This window comes from Hymenobacter frigidus, assembly GCF_014640435.1.
GTDB lineage: Bacteria > Bacteroidota > Bacteroidia > Cytophagales > Hymenobacteraceae > Hymenobacter > Hymenobacter frigidus.
In genome coordinates this window covers 40,257-52,364 of sequence record NZ_BMGY01000031.1, presented here as the reverse complement: position 1 = coordinate 52,364, position 12,108 = coordinate 40,257, and the positions used below count along the sequence as shown (strand labels likewise).

Sequence of the window (12,108 nt, the reverse complement as noted above, 5' to 3'; positions counted from 1 at the left end):
ATCGAATACGCTTTCATACCGAAAAATAGGTGAAAATCTGTACACGGAACAGGAAACCGCTCTAGTATCGCGGTAGAGAGGCTTCGGCTGCGCTCAGCATGACGGTCTTTTTTACTCGGGGATTTGTCACGATAACAAAAAAGAGCCGGCATTTGCCGGCTCTTTTCGTTTGCTGCGTGCTGAGAATGGCTATTCGAGCACGACTTTGCGGGTGAGGATTTTGCCATCAACCGCCACGCGCAGGGTGTAGACGCCGGCGGCCAGGCCGCGGGTCGAGAGTACCTGGTCGGTGGTGCCGGCCAGCGGGGCCTTGCGCACCAGCTGGCCCAGGGCGTTGAGCAGCAAGGCCTGGCCCGCGCCGGGCAGCCCGGCCAGGCGCAGGGTGAGCTGGCCGGTGTTGCTCGGGTTGGGGAACACGAGCAGGGCGCTGGTTTCGGCCTGGGTCTTGGTGGCCGTGGCCAGGCCGGAACCCGTCAAAGTGAACGAGCCCTCCGTGTCGGAGCTGCCGTAGCCGCTCACGGCCACGTAGTAGCGCGTGCCCGCCGTGAGGCCGGTTACACTGATTGGAGCCGTGATGGCCGTGTTGTTGGCTCCCGACGACGCGCAGGTAACCAGGTCAAACGGACCATTCGCACAGTTGGGGCTGCTGTAAATGCGCACCATGCCGGCGGCCGTGCCGGTGACGGTGAGCGTGGTGCTGGTGCCGGTGGGCGTGAAGAAGAACCACACGTCCTTGGGCTGCGCCGCCGAGGAGCAGGCGGGCAGGCTGATGCCGTTCTGCACGCTGGTGGTGGCACCCACGTTCGAGCCCGACACGGGGCCGGTGCCCAGGCCGAGTGCGCCGCAAGGCTCGTTGTTGGCCGGAGCGGTGAGTGGCGTGGTGAATGAGAAGGGGCCGGCCTGGGTACTGCTGCCATTGAAGCCCCCGCACACCTGCCGCACGTAGAACTGGTGGGTAGTAGAAGGCTGCAGGCCGGTGAGGGTCGTCGACTGAGTGGTGATGCCCGACAGCGTGGTGCTGCCCGTGCCGCCCGGCGTAAAGCCAGTCGGACCGTAGACTACCGTGAACGTGCTGCCCGTCAATACCGGAGTCGACCAGTTGAGTACCGCCGTGGTATTGGTGAGTGCACCAACCCCGAGGCCCGCCGGCGTGGGGCAGTTCGGTACAGGCGTGGCGCAGATGGTAATGGCTCCCAGCGCCGGCTGGAAGGTGCTGTAAGCGCCAACGCGTACGTAGTAAGTAGTGCTTGGGGTCAGGGCCGTCAGGTCCAGGTTCGGGGCGGCCGTGGTGCCGTTGGCTGCCGAAGCGCAGGCAATGAAGGCCAGCGGGCCGGTGCAGGCCCCGGAATACGCCCGGATGGTATTGGCCGAAGGCCCGGTTACCGTCAGGCGCACGGTGGTGCTGAGCGGACCCGTCGCGGCGGTCGCAAACTTATACCACACGTCCACCGGGTTCGTGGCGGGGGAACCGGGGCTGCAGGCGCCAGCGGCAACGCCCGTGGTAGCAGTAGCGCCCAGCGTCGTCGAGTTCAGCGGCGTGCAGGTGTTGCTCAGTACCAAATCCAAAGCGCCGCAAGGCTCGTCGTTGAGAATCCGGGTGGTGAAGGTGGCAGGGCCGGCCGTGCCGGAGTTGGCGCCGGCAGCGCAGTTCAGCGTCACATAGAACTGGTAGGTCGTGCCCGGCGTGAGGCCGGTCAGGTTTAGCGGCGGAGCCGTGAGGCCCGAAACCGTGGTGCCGCCCGTGGCCGGGTTGAAGCCCGTGGGGCCGTACGCAACGGTGTAGGTGCCGGTGCCGCCCGTCAGCCAGGACAGCGAAGCCGTGGTGGTCGTGGCCGTGGCCGTGAGGGCCGCTGGCGTGAGGCAGCCGCTGGCCGATTCGAGGATGATATTATCGAGGCCGATGTCGGTCACGCCGAAGTCGGCGCGGCCGCGGAAGCGAATGACGGCCGTGGCCGAGGTGCTGCTGATGGGCAGTACCTGCGTCACAAAGCCCGTGGCCACTGTGCCGCTCTGGTTGAAGCCCGTCAGGCGGCTGAACGTTGCGCCACCGTCGGTGGAGAGTTGCACAATCAGCGAGTCAGTACCGCTGGTGTTGAGGTAGTCGAAGCTCAGGCGCTTGGCCCCGGCGGTGCTCAGGTTCACGAACAGGTCGAGCGTGCCGATGAGGCCGCTGCTGGCCTGGCCGCTGTGGAAGCGGGCCGAGTGCGTGCCCTGGCTGCCGGTGGGCGTGTAGGCATAGCTGGTGGGGCTCACCCAGGCCGCGCTCGCGCCATCGTCTTCGCGCCGCCACGAGTTGTTGCCCGTGGTAGGGGTGTTGCGCCAGCTGTTGGTGGGTACTTCCCTGGTCGCGCAACGGCTAATCCAGGTGTTCTCGAAGCTTTCCGTTACGGGCAGCGTGGCGTATAGCGGCGTGATGCAGGCCGTGGTGAATGCCGCCGGACCGGCCGTGCCGGAGTTGGTGCCCGCCCCGCAGTTCTGCACTACGTAGAACTGGTAATCGGTGCTGGCCGTGAGGCCCGCGATGGTGTACGAGGTGGCGGTGAGGCCCGAAACGGTGGTGCCGCCCGTGGCCGGGTTGAAGCCCGTGGCTCCGTAAATAACCGAGTAGGTACCCGAGCCGCCGCCTAGCCACGCTACCGTGGCCGAGGTAGTGGTGGTGCCCGTCACGCTCAGGCTGGCCGGCGCGAGGCAGCCAGTGGCCGCCTCGAGAATGATGTTATCGAGGCCAATGTCGGTCGAGCCGAAGTCGGCGCGGGCGCGGAAGCGGATAACGGCCGTGGCCGAAGTCGTACTTAAGGGCAGTACCTGCGTCACAAAGCCCGTGGCCGCGGTACCGCTTTGGTTGAAACCAATCAGGCGGCTGAACGTTGCGCCACCATCGGTGGAAAGCTGCACAATCAGCGAGTCGGTGCCGCTGGTATTCACGTAGTCGAAGCTCAGGCGCTTGGCTCCGGCGGCGCTCAGGTTCACGAATAGGTCGAGCGTGCCAATCAAGCCATTGGCGGCATAGCCGCTATGGAAGCGGGCCGAGTGCGTGCCTTGGCTGGACACGGGCGAGTAGATATAAGAAGCGGGGAGAGTCCAGGCCGCGCTCGTCCCGTCGTCTTCGCGCCGCCACGAGTTATTGCCCGTGGTGGGCGTGTTGCGCCAGCTAGTCGTTGGGATGTCGCGCGTAGCGCAACCGTTGACCCAGGTGTTCTCAAAGCTTTCCGATACCGGCAACGTGGCGTACACCGGGGCCAGGCAGAGCGTGGTGAAGGTGAACGGGCCGGCCGCCTGGCTGGTCGTGCCGCCACCGCAGTCCTTGGTCACGTAGAACTGGTAGGCGGTGTTGGCCGTCAGGCCCGTAATTGGGGCCGACAGGTTGGTCGTGTTAATGGTGCTGCTGCCCGTGCCGCCCGGCGTGAACCCACTGACACCGTACTGAATGATGTAGTTGGTTACCGGGCCGTTGCTCGCGCCGAAGGCCAGGGTGGCCGACGTCGTGGCTACGTTGGTGGCCGTGAGGCCCGTGGGCGGAGCGCAGGCCGGAGCCGGTCCGATGTTCACCACAAAATCCTTGGTTTCGCCGCTGAAAAAGCTGGTGCAGGCATCGGCAGCCCCGTTGGCGCTGCCCGCCGTCCGGCTGCGTACGCGCAGCCCGGTCAGGCCCAGAACCGCCGTGGCGGGCACCTGAATGCTCACCGTAACGGCCGTATTGGCCGTGGTCGTGGTCGCAATCTGCGTCCACTCAGCGGCATCAAACGTGCCGTTCTGGTTAAAGTCAACCCACACCGACAAGATGCTGTTGCCGTCGGTGTTCACCGTAATCGGGTAGGTCAGGCCTTGTAGCAGGGTGCCCGTAGTGCTGCCCGCTATCGGGTAGCTGGTGTAGGCGCTGGTGCCCAGCGACGTAGTCACCGTGTTGCAGGTGAGGCCCGTGGCGTTCAGGCCCGAGCTGGCCACGGTTACCTGCGTCACGTTGCTGCCTCCGCAACTGCCCGCCAGATTTACCGTGCTGGGGTTGCAGTACACCGGCACGCTGTTGGTGGTGAAGCTCTGCCCGCCGCAGCCCACGGCTGGGCCGTTGGCGTTGCGGGGCACAATCTGGTAGTAGCAGGTGGTGGCGGCGGCCAGTGGGGCGGCCGGCGCGTAGCTGGTGCCGGGCTGGTTGGTGCTCACCAACGGCGGGGTAGCCGCGGTGCCGAAGTACACGTCGTAGCCGGTGGTGACGCCGGTACCGGCCTGCCAGGTCAGGATGGTGCTCCGGCTCACGTTGGTGGCGCTGGCAGCCGGCAGGCTGTTGGTGGCGCAGGTAGGCACGCCGCTCAGCATGTTCAGGCGCACGTTATCCAGGCCAATGTCCGAGGTAGAGGTACCCGTCACCTTCGTGCGGAAGCGGACAATCGTCGTGGCCGAAGTCGAAGTAATGCTCACGTTCTGGGCCTGCCAGCCCTGGGCCACCGTGCCGCTCACGCCGAGGCGCAACAGCGGGGCATCAAACGTGGTGCCGCCATCGGTGGACACCTGCACTTGCAGCGAGTCATTACCGGCGGTGTTCAGGTAGTCGAACTGCAGCACTTTGTTGCCGGCCGCGCTCAGGTCAATGTAAAGGTCGAGGGTGCCAAGGGCATTGGCCCCGGCGTTGTAGCTGTGGAAACGGGCCGAGCGGGCTCCCTGGCTGCTGGTCGGCGTATAAACGCCAATTGTGGGGCTGGTCCAGCTGGCACTGACGCCGTCGTCGTCGCGGCGCCAGGAGGCATCGCCCGCCGACGGGTTGTTGCGCCAGCTGTTGGTTGGTACGTCGCGCGTGGCGCAGGCATCAGCCCAGGTTCCTTCAAAATCCTCAATCAATGGCAGGCTGGCGAAAGTGGCCGGGTTCACCGTCACCGTAACGGGCGCGGAGTTAGCCGCCTGGCCGCCGCAGGTGAGCACCGCGCGGAAGGTGCGGGTAGCCGTGAGCGGGCCCGAGGTGTAGGCGGGGCGGGTAGCGCCGGCAATGTCCGTGAACGTAGTGCCATTGGTTGATACCTGCCACTGGTACGTCTGGCCCGTGCCAAACGACGCGCCTTGCAGCGAGAAGCTTGCGATACTGCCGGCACAAACCGAGGTGGCCGAAGCCAGCGTGGTGCCCGCCGTGGGCGGCGAGGTGCAGGGGCCGCCGGGCGTATACGTCACGCGGAGCGTGGGGCGGCGGTCACCGTATGAAGCGGCGGTGAGGGCGGTGGTGTTGCTGAGGGCGGTACTGGCGGCAGTGCCGAGGGCAAAGCCCGTTGCGGGGTTGGTCACGAAGTTGATAACGGCCGAGGCCGTGCCTTGCTTCTCGTGGTCGGAGAGCACCAGCAGGTTGCCGCCGGTGTACACAAACGATTGGCTGAGCGTCACGCTGAAGTAGTCGCCGGCTACGCCGGTCACCTGCTGCGTGGGGGAGGTATACACCTGCGTGGTCCCCGTGGTGAGCGCCCCCCAGGTTTGCGAAGCGCCCAGGGTGGTTTGGGCCGAATTGGCCAGCAAGACGCTAAAAATATTGCTGCCGGTGAGCGTGCCCGCGTCCGATTTCAGCCACGCCAGCTGCGTAATCACCGCCCCGGTGGGGAGGTTCAGCTCGGTGGGGGTGTAGAGGTGGGCATGGCGCGAAAAGTTGAACGCCGAAGTAGCCGTCGACCGGTAGATGGGCCCGTAGAGAAAGGAGCTGGTGGCTGGAGCGACTACCGGCACCGCGGTCGAGCCGATAGTAGCGGTTTGGGCCGATGCGGAGCCGATGCCCAGCAGCCAAAGCAACGCAAGCCACCCATAACGCCGCGTAGCGCTGGGTGGCCCTAGTAAGGAGAAGTATTGCATAGAAGAATAAAAGGGTGAAAAGGAAAAAAGGGGGGGGGAGAAATGAAAGCTGTTTGCAAGTGCTATTGAGGCCATGGTAGGAATGGAGCATAATCTGCAAGGAGGTGCGGGTTCACAATAACTACTAACCGCCCTGAAACATACAAAGAAAAACTAGTCCGTAAAGAATAAATAAAATTAAGTTCAGTTATAACGATTCTTTTTTGTTTATAGTCCTTAATTTGCTTACAACCAACGTATAAATTAATGCGTTTTTGTTCTGCTGTATTAATCCGTGTATCTTGGTTCGCCAATATCAGAGCGGCCACCCAGCCGTATTTTTTCACCCCCTCTTTCATCCCTGATTACCTCCAAACTTCCTCCAGACTTCCTCGCCCATGAAAAAAACCTTACACTTTTTCACCCTGCTTCTTGTTGCGTGCTGCCTGTTGGGCGGGCTGCAATCGGCGTATGCTTCCCACATTCAGGGCGGGCAAATCACTTACCGTTATGTCACCGGCGATACTTATGAGGTGACGGTAAGTTTTTACCGTGACTGCAGTCCTGGTGCGGCCCCAGTGCCGGGCAATGTGGACATCACGGCGGTCAGCTCTTGTAACGGCAGTGGCACTACGGTAAGGGCAACACTTCTTCCCGTAGTCGGCACCCTCACCATCGGCCAGGGCTACTGTCCCAGCATTCAGGTGCTGGCCACGTGCAACCCGGGCAGCTCGCAATACCCCAACTATGAGAAACAAGACTACCGCGGCACCATCAACCTGCCGCCAGCCCCCAACTGGATTATCTCGCACCAAAGCTGCTGCCGCCCCAGCACGGCTAACATTCCTACCCAGGACGATTTTCGGTTTGAGGCCACGCTGAACAACCAGGTATCGGTGAATGGCGTGCTCACCCGCGTCAATAACTCGTCGCCACTGTTTTCTTCCCGGGACTTTCCCGTGCCTTTCGTGCTGGTGAATCAGCGCACTTCCATCAACTTCACCGCCGCCTCCGAAGCCGATGGCGACTCGTTGGTGTATGAGCTGGACCGTCCGTTGGCCAATTGCGGAGAATTCAACCCGTACTCAGCGCGCCCCACCGGAACCAGCTCGGGCTGCGTCACGCGGATTCTGCCACCCCGGGCACCCAACACGGTGTGCCTGCTCGACTGCGGTCCCAACGTTGGGGGGGCGGATTACACGGCCAACCTGCCTTTGCCCGTGGCCAACGACACCGTTGGCGTATGCGGCACCGTGGCCGGCACCGCCTACACCCGCACCGTCGTTCCGCGCTTCTCTTTCAATCCCCGGATTGGTGAATTCACGTTCACGCCCAATTTATTCCGTCCGGGAACCACTACTCAAGGGCTGAACAAATACGTGGTAGTTGGCAAAATCACCGAATACCGCCGCCTGCCGGGTAGCAACCGCCGCTACCGGGTCGGGTCCGTCCGCCGCGACTTCCTGGTCATCATCATTGATGGCGCGGGCAACCAGGTGCCCAGCACCCCGGTCATCACCGTGCCTGACCCCCTTTCGGGAGCGGTACCCGTGAACCGGCCGGATACAACGCTCATTCGCATCAATACCTGTAACTACGCCCAGGTTAGGGTGCTCTTCACCGACCCGAATAATACGGCGGCTACTCCGCCGGCCGCCCGTCAGAACCTGACCGTGACCTATACCGGGACCGGGACCATCAACGGCGACCTGTTGCAAGGCGGTGACGTGGGCGTGTATACCTTGCTGCGCAACGGTACGCCCACGCCCGAGGCCCGCTTCTATTTCCAGCCCGGGGCCTTTTTCGCCGGCCAGGTTATCCGGATTCCGCTGCGTATCGAGGACGACGCCTGCCCCATCAAGGGCGTGCAAACCCGGGTCATTGAGATTCGCATCGTGGAAGGCCGTACCGCCCAGGCGGTGGCGGCCGGTGGCCAGAGTAACGTGTTGCCAGGAGTAGTCCCAACCACTATCTGTGGCGGTACGCTAAACCTGACCGGTAATGTACTGCGCCCGGATTCTGTCCGTCAGCTAGCCGCGAACCGGACGGTGCTCCAGACCTATGGCTTCCAGTGGACGCAGGTCAGGGGTAATGGCTTGCCTACCGTGAGCAACGGGCAGAACATCACGGTTAGTCCTACCATAACCAGCCGTTATCGCCTGCGCATCACACCATTACAAGGCTTTGGGGCCAATGGGGGGGGCTGCGGCGACACCACGTCTATTCTCGTGCGCGTGGCCCCCACGGTGGTAAATGCGTTTACCATTCCGAGTGTGATTTCGGGGCGTAACAATAGTCAGGTTACGATTTCAGGCCAGACAGCGGTGCCACCACTAACGTTCGTGCTGAGCAACACTACGCCGCAACCGTCCGTAACCAGCGGGTTCCAGCTTTGCGGAATCAGCTGGACCTACCAGCGCGTAAAAGATGGCTCAGGAAACCTGCTGGCTAGTGCGCCAGTAGAATTTTCCACCGACTACCAGCCCGCCGAAACCGCACTGAAGCTCTCGCTGGGTGGAGAGTATGTCATCCGGCTTACTTCTAATGTGGCGGTGCGCGGCGGTGCCTGCACCACCAATGCTCCCAGTTGTCCCGCTACGATGGCCCAGCGCATTGTCATCGTGCCGGAGTTGAGCGTGCCGAACATCATTACGCCCAACAACGACAACCTGAACGACGTGTTCGTACTGCCCGTGGCGCAGCGTGGGGGCAAGCTGGAACTGTACAACCGCTGGGGCCGCAAGGTGCAGGAGTACGCCAACTACCAGAATACCTGGGCCGGGGGCGACCAGCCCGACGGCGTGTATTACTACTACATCACCGACCCGAGCGGCAACAAGACCAAAGGCTGGGTAGAAGTTCGTCGCGGCTTATAGCCCGACTCGCAACCCACAAAAAAGAGGGCCGCGAATTTCGCGGCCCTCTTTTTTGGGTTCTGAATATCCGTTATGACGGTTCCTTGCTAGCCCAAATGGTGGCGCTCATCCTTCACGGCGTTGGTCACCGTCCACACTACGGTATGCTGGAAGGGGTGCTGGCGCACGGGGCAGGCGGGCATGAGGCACAGCGAGCAGGCCGAAAACGTGCAGGGGTCGGCGTGCACGAACATTTCCACCTCCACCGCGAAACGGGCCCGGATGAGCTCTTCAATGTCGTGCAGCTGGGTGTGCACCTCATCGAGGCTGAAGTAGTAAGGCATCTGTATGTGGCAGTCGATGTGCAGGTTGGAGCCGTAGCGCTGCACCCGCAGGTTGTGCACGTCAATCCAGGAATCGCGGCGCTGGGCTTGCAGCTCGGCAATCACCTCGGCCACCACGGCAGTATCGGTTTCGTCCATTAGGCCCGACACGGACCGGCGGAGCATACGCCCGCCGTTCACCAGGATGAAGCCCCCCAGCAGCAGGGCCGCGCCCGAGTCGAAGCGCTCGATGCCGGTGGCTGCCACCAGCACCAGCGCCCCCGACGATACGATGGACGTAACCGCATCAATGTACAAGTGCTGCCCATCGCCCACTAGCGCCACCGATTTCAGGCGTTTGCCGCTGCGTACCAGCAGCAGGCCTACTCCCAGGTTGACCACGGCCGTGGCGGCCAGCAGGACCACGCCCCAGTCGGGCCGCGCCACTGGGTGCGGGTGCAGCAGGCTCAGCGAGGCGCTGTAGAGGATAAAAACTCCGGCGATAAAAATCAGGGCTCCTTCAAAGCCGATGGACAGGTGCTCTACCTTGCCGTGGCCGTACGGATGGTTTTCGTCCTTAGGCAGGCCGGCCAGGTACAGGCTGTAGAGGGCAAAGCCGCTGGTGAAAACGTTGATAATACTTTCCAGCGCGTCGGTCAGAACGGCCTGGGAACGAGTGAGGTGGTAGGCATAGAACTTGACGGCCACCAGCCCAATACTCACCACGAGGGAAAGCAGGCCGAGGCGATTCTTTGTTTGGGCAACAGTCATGCAAAAGGGATTTCCAGGGCAAAGTTCGGGCAAAGCGAGCCGTAGACAGCACTTCGCGCAGTTTCACGAACGATGAACCGTGTGGAGACGCGACCCTTCACGTCTCGGCGTTGAACGGTTTGGAGTGTTGACGGCGCGAACGCCGGGACGCGAAGGGTCGCGCCGTTACCAATTGGTACACCGTTCATAAACCTGCTCCAGCGCATCCGTTACCCGAAACATTTTGAAGTTTCCACGGTATTTGAGGTTCCCGAAAAATATTTTTAGACGGGTCTAAAATAGCGGCATTTACCTTGAGTGAATCTATCGAAGTGCCTTCCCCAATTGTGCCAAAAACCACGCAGTCTGCCGTTGATACTGGCTGGCGGCACCCCCGCCGCGCCAATTCCCTGAGCGAAGTCTACGCCAGCATCAAGGTGCCGGGGGTCAACGCCTCGTTCTGGCGCAAGCTGCTGGCCTTTTGGGGGCCGGGCCTGATGGTGGCCGTGGGCTACATGGACCCCGGCAACTGGGCCACCGACCTGGCCGGCGGCTCCCGCTTCGGCTACACGCTGCTGTCGGTGGTGCTTATTTCCAACTTGTTCGCCATGCTGCTGCAGCACTTGGCAGCCAAGCTAGGCATTGTGACGGGGCGCGACCTGGCCCAGGCCTGCCGCGACCACTACTCGCGCCCCGTGAGCCTAGTGCTCTGGTTTTTGTGCGAGGTGGCCATCGCCGCCTGCGACCTGGCCGAAGTCATCGGTTCGGCCATTGCCCTGAACCTGCTCTTTGGCTTGCCGCTGGCCTGGGGCGTGGTGCTCACTACCCTCGACGTGCTGGTGGTGCTGTACTTTCAGAACAAGGGTTTTCGCATCATCGAAAGCATCGTGGCGGGCCTGACGGTGCTGATTTTTGGCTGCTTCGTGTACGAAATCATCGTGTCGCGGCCCGACTGGGTGGCCCTGGCGCACGGCTTGGTGCCGCGGCCGCAGGTGGTTACCAACCCCGGTATGCTCTACGTGGCCATCGGCATTCTGGGGGCCACGGTGATGCCCCACAACCTGTACCTGCACTCCAGCATCGTGCAAACCCGGCAGATTGAGCAGACCGAGCCGGGCAAGCGCATGGCCATCAAGTTCGCCACCATCGACTCGACGGTGGCCTTGTTCCTGGCTTTTTTCGTAAACGCGGCCATTCTCGTGACGGCGGCCGCCACGTTCCACGGTAAGGGCTACGAAAACGTGGCCGACATTGCCGACGCCCACAAGCTGCTCACGCCGGTGCTGGGCGCCGGGGCAGCCAGCGCCTTGTTCGCCGTGGCGTTGCTGGCCTCGGGCCAAAACTCGACCCTGACCGGCACTTTGGCCGGGCAGATTGTGATGGAAGGCTTTCTGGACATCAAGCTGCGGCCCTGGCTGCGGCGGCTCATCACGCGGCTGGTGGCCGTGGTGCCCGCCCTGGTCGTGACCCTGATTTATGGCGAAAAAGGCACCGGCCAGCTGCTGGTGCTCAGCCAGGTCATCTTGTCCATGCAGCTCAGCTTCGCGGTGGTGCCGCTGGTACTCTTCACCAGCAGCCGGGCCAAAATGGGCGTGTTTGTGAACCACCCGGTGGTGAAAGTGCTGGCCTGGGCGGTGTCGGCCATCATCATCGTGTTGAACGTGTACCTGCTCTGGCAAATGGCGGCTAGCTAAGCCGCCTTGCGCCGCAACAGCAGCAAGCTGCGTCGTGTGCGGTGGCACCGGTTGGTAAGGCTGATTCCGGCTTCGCACGGCTGCCCACCGGCGGCCAGGTTGGCACTGGCGCGGTCGAGTACGGCTTGGTGCTACCCATCGACGTGGAGCTGAGCGACAAGCTCAACCTCGAAGCCCAGCTGGCATCCGAAGTCAACTACGACCGCGAACAGGACCGCCGCCACCTGAAAATGACCCCTTCCATGGCGCTTGAATACGACTTTGCCCGCAAGCTCGGTCCCATTACCGAGGCCGTGGCTCAGTGGAACACCCAGCAGCGCCGCTGGCAGACTACCGTGAACGTGGCCCCGATTATCAAGGTCAACGATAACCTGCAGCTGGATTTTGGTGCTTACCTGGCCCTAAACCGCCTTAGCGACCGGGAATACTTTGTGGGCTTCACCGTACGCCGCTGAACAGCGGGCATCACGTACCTTTGTCTGGCTATGGTGCCAACCCCCAATCGCGGGGCGCGGCTGAAAAGGGAATCCGGTTCAACGCCGGAGCTGTCCCCGCAACTGTACGCTTCACATCGGGGTGAGCCACACGTGCCACTGTTTGCTGATTGGTTTTCAATCATTGAATGGGAAGGCGGCCCACCCGGCGGAGCAAGCCAGGAGACCTGCCAGCGCATTCACAGGTTCAGCA

5 protein-coding genes and 1 riboswitch are annotated in these 12,108 nt (G+C 62.6%); of the genes, 3 read left to right on the top strand and 2 right to left on the bottom strand.

Annotation, left to right across the window (positions count from 1 at the left end):
- Window positions 1-189 precede the first annotated feature (189 nt).
- On the bottom strand, window positions 190-5,820 hold the full coding sequence (locus IEW17_RS14980) for a fibronectin type III domain-containing protein (RefSeq protein ID WP_188562867.1): 5,631 nt from the start codon (window positions 5,818-5,820) through the stop codon (window positions 190-192).
- A gap of 377 nt (window positions 5,821-6,197) precedes the next feature.
- On the opposite strand from IEW17_RS14980, the gene IEW17_RS14975 reads away from it, so the two are divergent.
- Window positions 6,198-8,675 carry a T9SS type B sorting domain-containing protein gene (locus tag IEW17_RS14975; protein ID WP_188562866.1) on the top strand — a complete coding sequence of 826 codons (2,478 nt, stop codon included), beginning with the start codon at window positions 6,198-6,200 and terminating at the stop codon, window positions 8,673-8,675.
- Window positions 8,676-8,761: 86 nt separating this feature from the next.
- Here the strand turns inward: IEW17_RS14975 and IEW17_RS14970 are convergent, their stop codons facing one another.
- A complete protein-coding gene (locus tag IEW17_RS14970; RefSeq protein ID WP_188562865.1) occupies window positions 8,762-9,748 on the bottom strand; it encodes a cation diffusion facilitator family transporter in 987 nt (328 codons plus the stop codon).
- Between the two features lie 326 nt (window positions 9,749-10,074).
- Between IEW17_RS14970 and IEW17_RS14965 the strand changes: the two genes are divergently transcribed.
- Window positions 10,075-11,421: an Nramp family divalent metal transporter gene (locus IEW17_RS14965; RefSeq protein WP_188562870.1), complete on the top strand. Its 1,347-nt coding sequence runs from the start codon at window positions 10,075-10,077 to the stop codon at window positions 11,419-11,421.
- Between the two features lie 41 nt (window positions 11,422-11,462).
- Window positions 11,463-11,876, top strand: coding sequence for a hypothetical protein (locus tag IEW17_RS14960; RefSeq protein WP_188562864.1), 414 nt, complete (start codon window positions 11,463-11,465; stop codon window positions 11,874-11,876).
- Between the two features lie 14 nt (window positions 11,877-11,890).
- A riboswitch (cobalamin riboswitch) is annotated at window positions 11,891-12,104 on the top strand.
- The last annotated feature ends 4 nt before the right edge of the window (window positions 12,105-12,108 follow it).

Coding starts and splice junctions, on each gene's coding strand:
- IEW17_RS14980 (WP_188562867.1), bottom strand. CDS start 5,820: ATGCAATACTTCTCCTTACTAGGGCCACCCAGCGCTACGCGGCGTTAT.
- IEW17_RS14975 (WP_188562866.1), top strand. CDS start 6,198: ATGAAAAAAACCTTACACTTTTTCACCCTGCTTCTTGTTGCGTGCTGC.
- IEW17_RS14970 (WP_188562865.1), bottom strand. CDS start 9,748: ATGACTGTTGCCCAAACAAAGAATCGCCTCGGCCTGCTTTCCCTCGTG.